General features: G+C 66.8%; 12 protein-coding genes. 6 read left to right on the top strand and 6 right to left on the bottom strand.

All coding sequences use genetic code 11. The annotated features are described in order from the left end of the window. Nucleotides 1-2: 2 nt before the first annotated feature. From ACX3PH_RS01610 to ACX3PH_RS01600, 3 genes are read right to left on the bottom strand one after another with little or no spacing between them, the layout of a single operon-like run. On the bottom strand, nt 3-779 hold the full coding sequence (locus ACX3PH_RS01610; protein ID WP_459088696.1) for an Fpg/Nei family DNA glycosylase: 777 nt from the start codon (nt 777-779) through the stop codon (nt 3-5). A gap of 6 nt (nt 780-785) precedes the next feature. Continuing rightward, a complete protein-coding gene (locus tag ACX3PH_RS01605) occupies nt 786-1,358 on the bottom strand; it encodes a thermonuclease family protein (protein ID WP_459088694.1) in 573 nt (190 codons plus the stop codon). A gap of 33 nt (nt 1,359-1,391) precedes the next feature. Continuing rightward, nucleotides 1,392-6,035, bottom strand: a complete 4,644-nt coding sequence (locus ACX3PH_RS01600; RefSeq protein ID WP_459088692.1) for an ATP-dependent helicase — start codon at nt 6,033-6,035, stop codon at nt 1,392-1,394. A gap of 79 nt (nt 6,036-6,114) precedes the next feature. On the opposite strand from ACX3PH_RS01600, the gene ACX3PH_RS01595 reads away from it, so the two are divergent. Then, a complete protein-coding gene (locus ACX3PH_RS01595) occupies nt 6,115-6,657 on the top strand; it encodes an NUDIX hydrolase family protein (protein WP_459088690.1) in 543 nt (180 codons plus the stop codon). 254 nt (nt 6,658-6,911) lie between these two features. Here the strand turns inward: ACX3PH_RS01595 and ACX3PH_RS01590 are convergent, their stop codons facing one another. Continuing rightward, complete coding sequence (locus ACX3PH_RS01590) at nt 6,912-8,417, bottom strand: DEAD/DEAH box helicase (RefSeq protein ID WP_459088688.1); 1,506 nt, start codon at nt 8,415-8,417, stop codon at nt 6,912-6,914. Between the two features lie 327 nt (nt 8,418-8,744). Between ACX3PH_RS01590 and ACX3PH_RS01585 the strand changes: the two genes are divergently transcribed. Beyond that, nucleotides 8,745-10,025 (top strand): alpha/beta fold hydrolase, encoded by a 1,281-nt coding sequence (locus tag ACX3PH_RS01585; RefSeq protein ID WP_459088686.1) that lies wholly within the window; start codon nt 8,745-8,747, stop codon nt 10,023-10,025. Here the strand turns inward: ACX3PH_RS01585 and ACX3PH_RS01580 are convergent. Both ACX3PH_RS01580 and ACX3PH_RS01575 read right to left on the bottom strand, forming a co-directional pair. After that, nucleotides 10,022-10,948: an ornithine cyclodeaminase family protein gene (locus tag ACX3PH_RS01580; protein WP_459088684.1), complete on the bottom strand. Its 927-nt coding sequence runs from the start codon at nt 10,946-10,948 to the stop codon at nt 10,022-10,024. The two genes, ACX3PH_RS01585 and ACX3PH_RS01580, sit on opposite strands and share 4 nt — an antisense overlap. Further along, on the bottom strand, nt 10,945-11,952 hold the full coding sequence (locus tag ACX3PH_RS01575; RefSeq protein ID WP_459088682.1) for a proline racemase family protein: 1,008 nt from the start codon (nt 11,950-11,952) through the stop codon (nt 10,945-10,947). The genes ACX3PH_RS01580 and ACX3PH_RS01575 overlap by 4 nt, the downstream gene beginning before the upstream one ends. A gap of 72 nt (nt 11,953-12,024) precedes the next feature. Here ACX3PH_RS01575 and ACX3PH_RS01570 point away from each other — a divergent pair, with 72 nt between their 5' ends. From ACX3PH_RS01570 to ACX3PH_RS01555, 4 genes are all read left to right on the top strand, one after another. After that, complete coding sequence (locus ACX3PH_RS01570; protein WP_459088680.1) at nt 12,025-13,137, top strand: mandelate racemase/muconate lactonizing enzyme family protein; 1,113 nt, start codon at nt 12,025-12,027, stop codon at nt 13,135-13,137. Between the two features lie 142 nt (nt 13,138-13,279). Then, nucleotides 13,280-13,945, top strand: coding sequence for a GntR family transcriptional regulator (locus ACX3PH_RS01565; RefSeq protein WP_459088678.1), 666 nt, complete (start codon nt 13,280-13,282; stop codon nt 13,943-13,945). Between the two features lie 119 nt (nt 13,946-14,064). Next, entirely contained in the window at nt 14,065-15,234 is a 1,170-nt protein-coding gene (locus ACX3PH_RS01560; RefSeq protein ID WP_459088676.1) for a branched-chain amino acid ABC transporter substrate-binding protein, read from the top strand. 87 nt (nt 15,235-15,321) lie between these two features. Continuing rightward, nucleotides 15,322-16,215 (top strand): branched-chain amino acid ABC transporter permease, encoded by an 894-nt coding sequence (locus ACX3PH_RS01555; RefSeq protein ID WP_459088674.1) that lies wholly within the window; start codon nt 15,322-15,324, stop codon nt 16,213-16,215.

Below are 16,215 nucleotides of genomic sequence, written 5' to 3'. Positions count from 1 at the left end.
CGTCAGATCTGGCACACCTCGCAGTAGAAAGTGTTGCGTTCCTGCAGTTCGTTCTCGCCCAGCGCGCCACGCTGGATCGGCGTCCCGCAGCGGAAGCACGGCTTCCCCTCGCGGTCGTGCACCCACGCGGTCTCGCCGCGCAGCCTGCCGGTGGTGGTTCGGTTTGCGCGGTTGCGATTGGCGTGGATGAGCCGCTGGCCGAGCTCCACCAGCTTCTCCGGTTCTGCGACCTTGCCGACTGGTCGGGTCGGCAGCACCCCGCGCAGGAAGCACAGCTCGTTGCGGTAGACATTCCCGAGCCCGGCGATGACCCGCTGGTCGAGAAGGGCGAGGCCGACCGGTCGATCGGGCTCCGCGAGCATCCGCCTCAAGGCTTCGGCCTCGTCCCAGTCGTCGCTCAGCGGGTCCGGGCCGAGGTAGCCGACGATGGACTCCTCGTCTTTCCGCGCCACCACCGCAACTTCGGCCAGGTCAAAGCCAACGGCGACCCACTGCTCGGTGCTGAGCACGGCCCGCGCCTGGTAGGCGGGCCGCTTCCACTTCGTGCCCGGGCGGTACAGGTGCCAGGAGCCCTCCATCTTCAGGTGGCTGTGCACGGTGGCATCCCCGATATGCATGAGCAGGTGCTTGCCGCGGGACACCACGTCGTGGATTGTCTCCCCGGTCAGGTCGACGGTCGCGTACGCGGGAACCCGGATGTCGCATCCGGTCAGCACCTGACCGGCCAGCGTCGCGTTCAGGTTGGTGGCGGCCAGATAAACGGTGTCGCCTTCAGGCACGGGCGCTCAGCACCCCGACCACATTCCGGCTCCGCCTTGCTGTGCCGACCGCTCTGCGTCGACCAGGTGGCTCCAATAGGCCGAATTGGGTTCGATCCTCAGGGCAGTGCCGTAGCCGTCCGCCACCAACCTCAGGTTGAGGAAGTCGCCGGACTCTGTCCACAGGTAGAAGAGGTGGCGGCCGTATTGGTCCAGTGCTTCTGCATCGGCCGCCACCCGGAGAGTGCTGCCATCCGGGGCCAGGCTCTGCAGGTAGTTGCGAGCTTCGACTGCGTAGCATTCGGCTGTCGGCTGCAACTCCGGGGTGTCCACGCCGATGAGCCGCACCTTGAGTTCGGCGCCTGTCGCGTCGGCGAGAAAGAGGGTGTCCCCGTCGTGAACGTGGGTGACGACCATGCTGACGGCGGAGTCCGGTGCAGTGATCGCAGTCGCCGGACCAACCGCAGTCGCTGGGGCAGGCGCTGCACCGACCGGCGGTGCTGCGCCGCCACCTCCGGCCGGAAGGGCGGAGACGAAAGCCCACGACGCCGCGATCGCTATCGCGGCAACAACCAGCAGCCTTCCGGCGAATCTTCTCATCACCCAGATCCTATGCTCGGTCTGGCTGCGCGATCAGGCACGCAGCCTCAGCCCCTGCGGAGTCGTACTGAACCCGGCAGCGGTGAGGGCGGCGCCGAGGGGCGTGCCGATCACGAACGCGCCATCCACTTTCTCCACTCGGACCCGGCCGACGCTGCGGCGGATGCTCGCGGCCAGGCTTTCGGCGGCGACGGCCAGCGTGGTGTCGTCATCGGTGAACGTGAGCGTCGACTTGCCGCCGCGTTCGACGTAGAGCACGAGTGCCCCGTCGACCAGAACCACGAGCGCTCCAGCCTTGCGGCCCGGCCGGTGCGTGCCGTCGGTCTTCGGCCAGGGAAGGGCGGCGCCGTACGGGTTGGCCGGGTCTGTGGCGGCGAGCGTGAACGCCTGCAGCTGTGGCCTCGCATCCGCTTCCACCGTGAACGAACGCAACCGGTCGACGGTGGCACCGGTCGCGAATTGGGCCGCACCGAGTCCCTCGACGAAGTACCCGCGCCGGGCGCGGCCGGTCTCCTCGAACCCGCTCAGCACCTTGTAGACGGAGCTGAAACCGCCGATCACGCCCTCGCTGGTGACCGCTCCGCGGGTGACGACGCCGTGCCGTTCGAGAAGGTTCTCGGCGGTGGCCACCGCCCGGATCGTCGGGTCGCTCTCCCCGGCTGGCAGTAGCGACCAGCGGCCGGCCACGTTCGGCGGCCCGGACTGCGCGGGCAGCGTGACGCGCTTGCCGCGATAGGCACGCACTCGGCGGGTGCTCGGGCGTGCCGGGCCGCCCAGTTGCGCTCGCAACGGCGCGAAGGTGTCGCCGGTGACGCGGCCAGCCCAGACCAGGCTCCAGAGGGCGGTGGCGAGGGCTTTGTCGTCGGTGCTGCCGAGGGCAGCCGACAGCTGGCGGAAGAAGAAGGCACCACCATTGGACAGCGCGTCGAGCACCGCCCGTTGCAGGTCGTCTACTTCGTCCTCTGCGTCTGCGTTCGGCGTCTCGCTACTTGCCAATGTCACGCTCGCGCCATCCGCCAGGTGCAGGCTCACCCAGCCGTCACTTCCGGGCAGTGCTCCGGAACCGGACCAGAGCACCTCGCCGGTCGCGGTCAGTTCGTCGAGCATCACCGGCGAGTAGTCGCGGAGCCTGGAGGGCAACACGATGGACTCCCAGGTGGATGCCGGCAGCGCCACGCCAGCCAACTGGTCGATCACCTGCACCAGCCCGTCAATGCCGCGCAGTGGTTCAGCCACGTGCTGCCACGAGGCCAGGAACCGCCCGAGAGTCGGTGCATCGACCGGTTCGACCTGATGGCGGAGCGCCGCCAGCGAGCGACTCCGCAACCGGCGCAGCACCTCAACGTCACACCACTCACTGCCGGAGCTTCCCGGCCGGAACTCCCCCTCGACCACGCGACGCTGCTGTTCGAGCCGGCGCAGCGTGTCGGCCACGACCGCGGTGCCGAGCCCGAGCCGCTCGGCGACGGCCAGAACCGTGAAGGGTCCGTGGGTGCGGGCGAAACGCGCCACCAGGTCGCCGACCGGGTCGTCGACCGGCTGGATGAATGCGCTCGGAACGCCGATGGGAAGTGGTGTGCCCAGCGCATCGCGCAGGCGGCTGGCGTCTTCGATGACCGCCCACCGAGGCTGTCCCGCGATGGTGGCCCGCAGCACGCGGCCGTCCCGCTCCAGCTCTTCCAGAAGGGTCTGGCTGACCTCAGAGGTCGCTGCCGCTGCAGGGAGTTCCAGCCGCTCCGCAACCTCCTCCGCTGACAGCGGTCCCAGCATGCGAAGCAGGTCCACGATGCCCTCTGCACCCTTGAGCTTGCGGTCCGGGTCGAGGCGCTGCAGCTCCCGCTCGGTCTTCGCGATGACGTCGGCGTCAAGCAGTTCCCGCAGCTCGGCACGGCCGAGCAACTCCGCCAGCAGCGTCGAGTCGAGCGACAGCGCGGCCGCCCGACGCTCAGCCAGTGGGGAATCGCCCTCATACATGAACGCAGCGACATATCCGAACAGGAGCGAGCGGGCGAACGGTGACGCCTGCTCCGTTTCCGTCTCGACGATGCGGATGCGACGGCTCGCCACCTCGCCGGCCAGCACCGTCAGGGCGGGCAGGTCGTAGACATCCTGCAGCACTTCCCGCACCGTCTCGAGGACGATCGGGAAGCTCGGATACTTCGCCGCGACCGAGAGCAGTTGGGATGCTCGCTGGCGTTGCTGCCAGAGCGGTGAGCGCCTGCCCGGGTTGTACCGAGGAAGAAGGAGCGCCCGGGCAGCGCACTCGCGGAAGCGTGAGGCGAAGAGTGCTGACCCGCCGACCTCGGCCGTGACGAGATCGCGCAGTTCCTCGGGGTCGAAGAGGAAGAGCTCGGCGCTGGGCGGCTCGGCGTCGGTGTCCGGGATGCGCAGGATCACGCCGTCGTCGCTCGCGATCGCGGCGCCGTCCATCCCGTAGCGCTCACGGATGCGCGATCCCACCGCGAGTGCCCACGGTGCGTGCACCTGCATGCCGTACGGGGAGTGCAGGATCACCCGCCAGTCGCCGAGCTCATCCCGGAAGCGCTCGACCACCAGCGTCCGGTCGGTTGGCACGTGCCCGGTCGCCGCTTTCTGCTCGGCGACGAACGCCAGCAGGTTGTTGATCGCCAGTTCGTCGAGGCCGACAGCCTGCAGGCGGTCGCGCGTTGCTCCCTCTGCACCGGATGCCAGCTCCCGGGTGAACCCGCCGATGGCGCGGCCGAGTTCTGCCGGGCGGCCGATGCCGTCACCCTTCCAGAACGGGACGCGACCGGGTTGCCCGAACGCCGGACTGACCAGCACCCGGTCGTGCGTGATGTCTTCAATGCGCCAGCTGGTCGCGCCCAGGGCGAAGACGTCTCCCACCCTGGACTCGTAGACCATCTCCTCGTCGAGTTCGCCGACCCGGCCGCCGCCGGCTCCGGTCCCTGAGCTCGTCGAAGGGCTGACGGCAGCACCCTCGACCGTTGTCGACGGACTGGAGCCGACCATGAACACCCCGAACATCCCCCGGTCCGGGATGGTGCCGCCCGAGGTCACTGCCAACCGCTGCGCCCCCGGCCGCCCCGTGATGGTGCCCTTCACCCGGTCCCAGACGATCCGCGGGCGCAGTTCCGCGAATTCGTCAGACGGGTAGAGGCCACTCAACAGGTCGAGGGTGGCGTCGTAGGCACTCCGCGGAAGGGTGGCGAACGGCGCGCTGCGCCGCACGGTGTCGAACCACTCCTCCACGTCGAGCTGGTCGAGGGCGACGGCGGCGACGGTCTGCTGGGCGAGCACATCGAGGGGGTTCTGCGGTACGTAGAGTTCCTCGATGAGGCCGGCGGTCATCCGCTCGGAGGTCACGGCCGAATGCAGCAGGTCTGCCCGGTGCTTCGGGAACAGGATGCCGCGCGAGACCTCCCCCACCTGGTGGCCGGCGCGACCCACGCGTTGCAGCCCGCTGGCGACGGATGGCGGGGACTCCACCTGAATCACCAGGTCGACCGCCCCCATGTCGATGCCGAGCTCCAGCGAGCTGGTGGCGACGACGCAGCGCAACCGCCCGGACTTGAGGTCGTCCTCGATCATCGCCCGCTGGTCTTTCGACACCGACCCATGGTGCGCCCGCGCGAGCAGCGGCTCCGCCCCAGCGGTGGCGCCCGACTGCCCCATGATCGCCGCCGGTGGGCTCGCGCTTGCGCTGGTTGAGCTGGCATCTGCGCTGGTTGAGCTCGTCGAAACCTCCACCGGCGTAGTTCGTTCGGCCCAAATCTCGTTCAACCGGGCCGTCAGCCGTTCCGCCAGCCGCCGGGAGTTGGCGAACACGATGGTGGAGCGGTGCTCCAGGATGCGGTCGACGATCTGCTCCTCGACGTGTGGCCAGATCGAACCCTGGGTCGGGGTGTTCCCCGCCGCCGAGCCTTCACGCACCGGCGCCGTACCCAGCTCGGTCATGTCTTCCACCGGAACCACCACGCGCAGGTCGAACTTCTTCGACGCCGGCGGGGCGACGACGGTGACCGGTGCCCGTCCTCCGAGGAAGCGTGCCACCTCTTCCAGCGGGCGAACGGTCGCCGAGAGCCCGATCCGCTGTGCCGGCCTTTCGAGCAGGGCGTCCAGGCGCTCCAGGGACAGCGCCAGGTGGGCGCCCCGCTTGGTCGAGGCGACGGCGTGCACCTCGTCGACGATGACCGTGTCCACTGACTTCAGCGTCTCCCTGGCTGAGGAGGTGAGCATCAGGTACAGGGACTCCGGGGTGGTGATCAGGATGTCTGGCGGGCGACGCTGCAGCATCCGCCGGTCGGCTGAGCTGGTGTCTCCCGAACGCACGCCGACCGTCACGTCTGGCGCGTGCACGCCGAGTCTGCGGGAGGTCTGGGTGATCCCGACCAGCGGTGACCGCAGGTTGCGTTCGACGTCGACGCCGAGTGCTTTCAGCGGTGAGATGTAGAGCACGCGCGTGCCTGGCGCTCGCTCCCCGGCACCGGCGGTCGATGGCGTTACTGTCGCCAGCCGGTCGATCGCCCACAGGAACGCCGCCAGCGTCTTCCCCGATCCGGTGGGGGCGACGACAAGTGCGTGGGTCCCGCCGGCGATCGCGTCCCACGCCTGCGATTGGGCATCGGTGGGCGCGGCGAACGCACCGGCGAACCACTCCCGAGTCGCGGGCGAGAACTTCTCGAGGGGGGCTCCCATCCCTCCATCTTCGTCTAACCCGCTGACAGTGACACTCGTCGGGTGCGCGGTGTCAGTGATATTCGCGCAACAATGGAGCATGAGCTCAACAGGCACCCCGGATCCCGAGAAGGCGTGGCTTTCCGACGTCGAACTGCTGGAGATCCGCAGGAGGCTGCCGATACTCTACGTCGAGGCCGTCCCGGTTCGCATCGATGGCCTCGGCCAGGTGACGGAGGTCGGCGTGTTGCTGAGGGCATCCGTCACCGGCGAGATGACGCGCGCCCTGGTCTCCGGCCGCGTCATGTACGGCGAAACCGTGCGCGAGGCGCTGTTCCGCCACCTCGAGAAGGACCTCGGTCCGATGGCCTTCCCCCAGCTGCCGACCAGCCCGGTCCCGTTCCAGGTCGCCGAATACTTCCCCATGCCCGGCATCAGCCAGTTCACGGATGATCGTCAGCACGCGGTCTCGCTGGTGTTCGTCGTTCCGGTCACCGGCACCTGCGAGCCCAGGCAGGACGCGCTCGAGATCACCTGGATGACGCCCGCGGAGGCCGCCAGCTTCACCGTCAGCGAAGAACTCGAGGGCGGTCGCGGCGCCCTGTTGCGCGCCGGACTCGCCTCAGTGGGCGTGCTCCCCTAACCAGCCTCGCTCGGCAATCCCGACCGCAGCTCGCTGGCCGTGCCCCGCCTCCAGCTCAGCTCCTCCGTCAACAGGATGCTTTCGGCGGCACGCCGCTCCGCTGGCTCCGACGCGCCGGTCGCACCCGAATTCATCCTGTTGACGGGGATGGTCGGATGGGTGGAGGGTCGGATGGATGGACGCGCTGATGCGACGCAGAACGCCCGGACTCCAGGTCGAGAACCTGGTGTCCGGGCGTTGTTGCTGAGTCGGGGCTAGCCCTGAGCGCGACGCCCTGAGCGGCGCTCGCCGCCGGCCGGGGCCGCGGTCGAGCTGGAAGTGCTGTAGCTCGACGTGCTGTAGCTGCGCGAGGAGTTACCGCTGGAGGCCGAACGGCCACCCGTGCGCGGCTGCCCGGCACGGCCACCGGCGCGTGCCGAGTCGCTTGCCCCGGAGCCAGAACCGGCGCGTGCCGGACGCCCCGAACGGTCGCGGCGCGGTGCGCCTGAGCCTGCGCCGCGTGCGGCGTGCTTGCGCTGGGCGTTGGCGCCGGTGGACTGCCCTCCGCCGTGCTGCGTCGCGGCCTTCGGGGAAGGCTTGACGTACGCGGCGACCTGACCGATCAGGGCGATCACGGCATCCGATGTCGCGGTGACGCGCTGCGGCGACACATCGATCGCGGCCTTGCGCAGCAGCGCCAGGGTGTCCTTCTTCTGGGTTGGGAGCATGATGGTGACCACGTCGCCGGCGCTGCCGGCCCGGGCGGTGCGGCCACTGCGGTGCAGGTACGCCTTGTGCTCGGCCGGCGGGTCGACGTGGATGACCAGTTCGATGTTGTCGACGTGCACGCCGCGCGCTGCGACATCCGTGGCCACCAGCACCTTGGCGTCACCGGCGGAGAACGCGGCCAGGTTGCGGTCACGCTGCGGCTGGGACAGGTTGCCGTGCAGGTCGACGGCCGGGATTCCGGCATCCGTCAGTTGCCTGGCCAGTTTCTTGGCGTGGTGCTTGGTGCGCATGAACAGGATGCGGCGGCCGGTTCCGGAGGCGAGGCTCTCGACCAGCTGGCGCTTGGCTTCGACACTGTCGATCTCGAACAGGTGGTGGGTCATGTCGGAGACGTGCGAGTTCTCGTCATCGACGGAGTGCATCACCTCGTTGTGGAGGAAACGCTTCACGATCTTGTCGACACCATTGTCCAGCGTCGCGCTGAACAGCAGGCGCTGGCCGTTGGTCGGCGTCTTGTCGAGGATGCGCGTGACGACCGGCAGGAAGCCGAGGTCGGCCATGTGGTCGGCCTCGTCCAGCACGGTGATCTCGACGGCATCGAGCGAGACGAAGCCCTGCTTCATCAGGTCTTCGAGCCGGCCGGGGCAGGCCACGACGATGTCGACGCCTGCCTTCAGGGCGGCAACCTGGCGCTGCTGCGAGACGCCACCGAAGATGGTGGTGCTCTTCAGGCCGTAGGCGGATGCCAGCGGCTCGAGTGCAGTGGCGATCTGGGTCGCGAGTTCACGGGTCGGGGCAAGGATCAGTCCGAGCGGGCGTCCGGAGCGACGCTGGCCGCCGGCCAGCTTGCCGCCGAGGCGCGCAGCCATCGGGATGGAGAAGGCCAGGGTCTTGCCCGAGCCGGTCTTTCCGCGGCCGAGCACGTCGCGCCCGGCCAGGGTGTCCGGCAGGGTGTCGACCTGGATGGGGAAGGCGCTGGTGATGCCGCTCGCGGTGAGGGCGTTGACCAGCGGGGTGGGCACGCCGAGCGCGCCGAAGGTTGTTTCAGACATTAAGGGGTGGTGCCTTTCGGGCATCATTACCGGCGGCCGACAGTGCTGATCAGGCTTGTTCTCGCTGATCGGGCTTGTCGAGATCCGGTGAGAGTGGCGAAGGTGGCAATGGCCACATCCGTTCGCCGTGAGAAAGATGATCGGCCCGAATGGGCGAAGACGCGTTCTACGACGCAGGGAACCCAACGATGGATTCACAAGTAGCCCTAGCGTAGCAGTAACCGCCAGACATCTGCTCAGCTGAGGCGAGGCAGTCGGTAAAATGTCACACTGTACTAACCCCTTTGCGCACCACGCGCCTTGGGAATCTCGGAGTAGGACGGCATCGTGAAAGTGGAATACACCATCCTCGGAATGCACGTCACCGATCACACGGTCACTGTGCCCCTCGACTGGGCTGCGCCTCATGACGGGCGCACCATCGAGGTCTTCGCTCGCGAAGTTGTCGAGCCGTCCAGGCGTCGCGAACAACTGCCGATCCTGGTGTTCCTGCAGGGTGGGCCCGGTGGCAAGTCACCGCGGCCAATGCCTGGGGAGGGGTGGCTGGCGGATGCCGTGAAGACTCACCGGGTGGTGCTGGTCGACCAGCGTGGCACCGGCCGCAGCTCTCGCGTGCAGGGGTCCGCGATTGCGGCGATGTCCACCGCGGATGCTGTTGCCCACCTGCTGTGCTTCCGGGCCGATTCGATCGTGGCCGACCTGGAGCACCTGCGTCGCACGATTTTCGGCGGAGTGAAGTGGCAGACGCTCGGCCAGAGTTACGGCGGGTTCATCACGCTGGCGTACCTGTCAGCGCATCCGGGAGCACTGGACGCATGCTATGTGGCCGGAGGGCTCACCAGCATCGACCCGTCGGCTGACGACGTGTACCGCCACACCTATCCACGGGTGGCGGCGAAGACCGCGGAGTTCTACCGGCGCTTCCCTGCCGACGCCGAGGTGATCGGAAGGGTGGCCGACCTCATCGCTGGCGACGACATCCGTTTGCCGGATGGTGATCTCCTGACCGTTCGTCGCCTGCAAACGCTGGGTATCGACTTCGGGATGGGGCCGGGCTTCGAGCGCATGCACTGGCTGTTCGACGAGGCGATCGTCGACGGAGCGCTCAGCGATACCTTCCTCGAGCAGGTCATGCAGAAGACCAGCTATGCCGACAATCCGCTGTTCGTGGTGTTGCAGGAGAGCATCTACGGGAACGGCAACGGCGCTACCGGGTGGTCGGCGGATCGCATCCGTGCCGAATTCCCGGTATTCGGCCCAGCGGCCCGCCCGTTGGTGTTCACCGGAGAGATGATGTTCCCCTGGATGATGGAGGAGATCCGTTCGCTACGCCCGTTCGCCGCCGCAGCGAACGCCCTGGCCGAGTACGACGACTACACGACGCTGTACGACCCTGAGCGGCTCGCTGTGAACGAGGTTCCGGTCGCAGCGATCGGTTACTTCGACGACATGTACGTCGACCTGGGCTACTCGCTCGAGACCGAGCGCGGGCTCGGCAACAGCCGCCTCTGGATTACCAACGAGTTCGAGCACGACGGCATCCGGCAGGATGCCACCATCGTGCGCAGGCTCATTGACACGGTCGCCGAACGCGGAGGGGTGCTCTAGCCGCGCCGGTAGACCTCTGCTGCGACCACCAGGTCTTCCCACGGCATGCCAGAGCTCTTGAACACTCGCGGGCGGCTGCGGTCGACCGCAACGTCGCCGACAACGAGGTCGCGGATGGAGGCCACGTGATCGATGGTGATCGCTCCTTCGTTGATCGGCATGATCACGTCGCCACCCTCGATCATCACGTGTTTCCGGTCTTCGACGATCACCTGGGACCGCACGATAAGTTGGGTGTCCAGTTCGCGGGCATCCGGTTCGTGACTTCCCACGGCGATCACACAGGCGTCGTCGGGCACCAGCGAGCCGTCGAACAGGGGCTCGCGGGCGGTGGTCGCGGCGACGATGATGTCGGCATCCCGCACGTCATCGGCTGACCCGACGGTGGCGGGTATCCCGCTTTCGGTGATCTGGTCGGCGAGCACCTGGGCGCGTTCGCGGTTGCGACCGACCAAGGTGACGCGCTTGATGTCGCGGATGGCGCGAAGCGCTTCAACGTGGCCCCACGCCTGCGGGCCGTAGCCGAAGATGAGCAGGTGGTCGCAGGTCTCGGCGGCTAGCAGGTCGGCAGCGGCCGCTGACACGGCAGGCGTGCGGAGCGTGGTGAGCGCGACGCCGTCCATGATGGCAACCGGTGAGAGTGTCGCGGTGTCGAACAGCAGGTAGTGTCCCTGAATCCGCTCCAGGCCCTTGTCCGGATTGGCCGGCGCTACGGTGACCACCTTGACGCCGAGGAACTCGGAGTTCTGGGTCGGCATGAGCAGCACCTGGCCGTTGGTGGTGTTGTCGATGTGCTTCGGAAGGTCCTTCGAGGGGTCGACTCCGGCACGCAGGTCGCGGTGGTAAGCGGCGACGGCGTCGGCGAAGCTGACGCGGGAGTAGACCTCTTCCGCTGAGATCCAGGGAATGTTGGGAGTGTTCATCTGAGTACGAATCCTGTTCCGACCGGGTCGGCCTGATCGAGGGTGAATGAGTGGGTTCCGGTTGCGTAGGCCATGCCTTCCACCTCCGGGATGATGCCGCCCTCCGCGACGCGGATGCGTCCGAGGAAGCGGGTGTCGACGATCGAGTCATGGGTGAGAGTGAGGCCTTCGCGCATCCGCCCGGAGTCGGCGAGGAGGGCGAGCCGTGCCCCGGTGCCTGATCCGCAAGGGGAGCGGTCGACTTCGCCGTCGGCGAAGACGGTTACGTTGCGCTGGTGGGGGCCGTCGGTGGTGTCTCCGAGGTCGTCGAAGAGGATGGTGCCGTAGACCCCGCTGAGGCGGTCGTCAATCGGATGCTTCGCCCACTCGGACTCATTGAGTGCCCACTTCACTTCGCGGCCGATGGCGATGAGGTCGGTGTAGTGCTCAGGGGTGACGGCCAGGCCGACGGATGCTGCGTCGACAGACGCGTAGATGGCCCCGCTGTAGCTGAGGTCGGCCTTCACCGTGCCGCGGGAGGTGGCCACCTCAATGTCGCGCACGATGGCGTAGCTCTCAACGTTCTCGAAGACGACGTGTGTCACGGTGCCCCCGCTGCTGTGCACGTACGCGATCACCCGACCCGACGGCACATCGATGGTCACCGGAGTGACGCCGTCGGGGTCTGCCGTGACGCGACCGGTCTGCACTGCCCAGACCCCGAGCGCGATGGTGCCGTGTCCGCAGGCGGTCGAATAGCCGTCCTTGTGCCAGAACAGCACCCCGAAGTCCGCGCCTTCGTCGTCTGGCGGCATGATGAAGCCGCCGTACATGTCGGCGTGGCCGCGTGGTTCCTGGCAGAGCAGTTGCCGCGCGGCGTCGAATTCGGGGGAGGAGGCAGCAAGGATGCGACGCTCGGCGACGGTGTTGCCGCCCAATTGGGGAAACCCGTCAGTGACGATTCGGAATGGTTCCCCGGCGGTGTGAAAGTCGGTCGCCGCTATCGCATCAGTAATATGCCACATATTAGAATGGTACCCGATGCCCGTACGACTGGCCCCGCCAGCGGCGGGCCGGCAAGGAAAGGTTTGGGATTAATGAAGATCACGGCCATCGACTGTTTCGGCTACGAATTGCACTATGCCCATGGGGAATACGTCATGTCGGGTAACCGCGCGGCGACCTCCGAGGTCGGCACGCTCGTGCGGGTGCGCACCGATGAGGGGATAGAGGGCTGGGGCGAGGTCACACCCCTCGGCGACCTGTACCTGCCGACGCATTGGCGCGAGGTGCGCGCCGCTCTTCGCACACTCGCGCCCCGGCTGATCGGTGTGGATCCCACCAACCTGTCCGCCGTCCAGCGCACGATGAACGACACCCTGCTGGGTGGCGGGTATGCGAAGGCGGCCATCGACGTGGCCTGCTGGGACCTGCTCGGCAAGGCAGCGGACCTGCCCGTCTCGGTGCTCCTCGGCGGTGTGCTGCAGGACGACTTTCCGCTGTATGAGGCGGTCCCGCTGAGGGCTCCGGATGCCATGGCCGCCTTCGTCTCGGAACGTCAGGCCGCCGGCATCCACCGTTTTCAGCTGAAAGTGGGCAACGACCCGCACGAGGATGCGGCAAGGACGCGCGCCGTGGTCGAGGTGGCCGATCGGGACACCCTGATTGTCGCCGACTCCAACGGCGGCTGGAACCTGCGTGCAGCGCAGGTCGCGGTGCGGGAGATGGCCGACCTGCCGGTGTTCATCGAACAACCGTGCCGAAGCACAGAAGACTCAATCTTCGCAATGCGGCACTCGTCGCTGCCGCTCGTTCTCGACGAATCGATCCTCACCCCGCAGGACGTGTTCCACGCCAAGAACGTTGCGGGCGCCGTGTCGATCAACATCAAGATCAGCCGCGTCGGAGGGCTCACCCAGGCGGCACGAATGCGCGACCTCATGCAGGATCTCGACATGATGATCTCGGTCGAGGACTCGTGGGGCGGCGACATCGTCACGGCCGCCGTCAGCCACCTGGCTGCGAGCACGCGCCCGGAGAATTTCCAGAACGCGTCGTTCATGAACGACTGGACCGATGGGCACGTCGCCGGTTACAACCCGCGGTCCGTCGGCGGTCGTGGATCGGCTCCAACGGCGCCCGGGCTGGGCATCGAGGTCAATGCAGACGACCTCGAAGCCGTCTTCACGGTGTCGGAGGGCGCGGCGTGACGGTCACGGTGCCAGAACGCATCCGCACTGCCGCTCGCACCATTGGTCGCGGCTAACCACCGACCCGGCAGTATGGCACATACTATAAAGCACAGTGCGAGCCAATGGTTTCTGGCGCTCGGCACACCCCGGTAGGAGAACTATGGCTGTCTCATCCATCCAGAGAGTGGAGAAGTCCGCGAGCCTCCGCGACCAGATCGGCGCGTCGTTGTCCGCAGCCATCATCTCGGGCGAACTCGCTCCGGGCACCATGGTGTCGGTCCCGGGCTTGGCCGCAGAGTTCGGTGTCTCAGCCACACCGGTTCGCGAGGCGGTCCTCGATCTGGAGCAGCGCGGCTTCGTGCGCTCGGTGCCGAACAAGGGCTTTCGAGTCACCGAGGTCAGCAAGCGCGATTTCGAGGAGATTCTCGAGGTGCGAACAATGCTGGAGGCTCCCATCATGGCCTCCCTGGCCGGCACCATCTCCGAGGAGGACATGCCAACGTGGCGTCGGATGGCGGATCGGATCAGCGAGCATGCGGATGCTGGCAACCTGACCGCCTTTCTCGAAGCTGACCGGGATTTCCACCTGGGCCTGCTTGCGCTGCACGGAAACTCTCGACTGGTGTCGATGGTCAGGGAGTTGCGCTCGCAGACCAGGATGGTACGCCTGGCCAAGATGACGAACACTCCCGAGCTCAGCAAGTCTGGCCGGGAGCACCACGAAATGCTCGATCTCATGGAACAGGGCGATGGCGAACAGTTGGAGAAGCTGGTCGCAACGCACTTCGCCCACGTGTTGAGCTGGTGGGGCCCGGAGGCCGAATAACGGGCCAATAACGGCGCTTGCCCCCAGCTTTGTAGTATGTAATATTGTACCGGACGTGCAAGGACGCGGACACAGCCGCTGGAATATGCACATTTTCACCATCAACGGAGAGGCAGAAAATGAAGCTCGCAAAGCGCGCGGGGGTAATGCTCGGCATTGCCACAGCGGTAATACTCACGACGTCAGCCTGTAGCGGCGGTTTGCTCGGCGGCGGCGACGAGGGTGGCGATGACACCGGCACCATCAAGATCGGAATGATCGTGCCAACCTCGGGCAGTAGTGCGCCCACCGGCGCGAGCATGTCCAACGGTGCCCAGATGGCCGTAGACGAGATCAATGAGGCCGGCGGCGTGCTCGACGGCCGGATGCTCGAACTGGTTGTCGCCGACGGTGCGTGTGACGCGCAGCAGGCTGTCGCCAGTGCGAACAAGCTGGTCTCCAGCGAGGTCGTTGTCTCAGTCGGCGGCTACTGCTCGGGAGCCACGCTTCCGACGCTGCCGATCTTCGACAAGGCCGGCGTGCCGATGATCATCCCGGCCGCCAACTCGCAGGACCTCGTCAACGAGGGCCTCAAGTCCGTGTTCCTGATCAACGGCACCGGCCTGCAGCAGTCCACCGCGGCGCTCGACTTCATCAAGAAGCAGGGCTACGCGACGGTCGCACTGGTTGACGACAACACCTCCTACTCTGTCGACATCACCACCGAGACCGAGAAGCAGATCACCGAAGACGGCGCAGCTGAGGTCGTTCTCAACACCTCGGTGAACGCCGGTGAGAGCGACTACTCGTCAGTGGTGCGGGACATCGTGGGCTCCGGTGCGGAGATGGTCTACTGGACCGGCTACTACCAGGAGGGTGGCCTGATCACCGACCAGCTTCGCAAGGCTGGCTATGAGGGCGACATCATGGTCGCCGACGGAAGCGCCGACAGCACCCTGGCGGAGATCGCCGGAGCTGCTGCTGAGGGCGTCTACGCCACCATGACGCCAACCCCGAACACCATTGAGGGCGCGGAGAGCTGGATCGAGGATTACGAGGCAGCGTTCGGCGAGGAGCCGAAGCCGTACTCGACCCAGTCCTATGACGCAGTCCGCCTTGCCGCCGCCGCCATCGAGTCGGCAGGCAGCACGGCGACGGATGATGTCATCGCGGCTCTCGAGGCGACGGAAGGGTTCGACGCGTTCTCCGGGCCGCTCTCGTTCACGCCTGAGCACACCCTGGCCAGCGGCGGATTCGTCATCCTGGTCATGGAGAACAGCGACTTCGTCCTCTTCGACGACCTGCAGTAAACCCACCTGAGGTGTAACGCCGTGGCCGGCGAAACCTGAACCGGCCACGGCGTCACGCCGTGATTTTCTGCGACGGAGCAGGCTGCTATGGCACAAATCATCTGGGACGGACTGTTCGTCGGCTCGTTCTATGCCCTGATCGCGCTGGGTTACAGCATGGTCTACGGCATCATCAAACTTCTGAACTTCGCGCACGGCGACATCTACATGGTCGGCGCATTCATCGGCTACGCGATCCTCACTTCGCTGGGCGGCTTCGCCACCTCGCTGGGCCTGTTCGCGCTCATCATCGTGATGATGGTCAGCATGCTGCTCACCGGCACCATCGGTGTCATCGTCGAAAAGCTGGCCTATCGACCCCTGCGCGGAGCGCCACGATTAGCCGTACTCATCACTGCGGTCGGCGCATCCTTCGCCCTGGAGTACGGCGTGGCCGCCATCGCGAGCCCGAACCCGCGAGGGTTCCCGATCCGACTCGACGGCGACATCATCATGGTCCTCGGCGCCCGCGTCACCCTGCCCCAGATGATCCTCATGGTGATCGCGGCGGTGCTGATGTTCGCGCTCGACCGCTACATCAGGAAAACCTCGACGGGGCGGGCCATGCGGTCGATCTCGCTCGACATGAAGGGCTCCCTGCTGATGGGGGTCAATATCAACTCGGTGATCAGTCGTACCTTCTTCATCGGTTCCGCCCTTGCCGGGGCAGCCGGCGTCATGGCTGGTGCCTACTACGGCAAGATCGACTTCCTCATGGGGTTCATCATCGGCCTCAAGGCGTTCACTGCGGCCGTGATCGGCGGCATCGGCAACATCCGCGGAGCCATGCTCGGTGGGCTGGTGCTGGGGCTCGTGGAGGCCTTCGGTTCACAGCTGGTCGGTGGGCAGTGGCGGGACGCCTTCGCGTTCGCGGTGCTGATCCTCTTCCTCACACTGCGACCAACGGGAATTCTCGGCGAACGAGTGACGGAGCGTGTCTGA

This window comes from Homoserinimonas sp. A520 (genome assembly GCF_054489245.1).
This window is presented reverse-complemented; position numbering and strand designations above follow the sequence as displayed.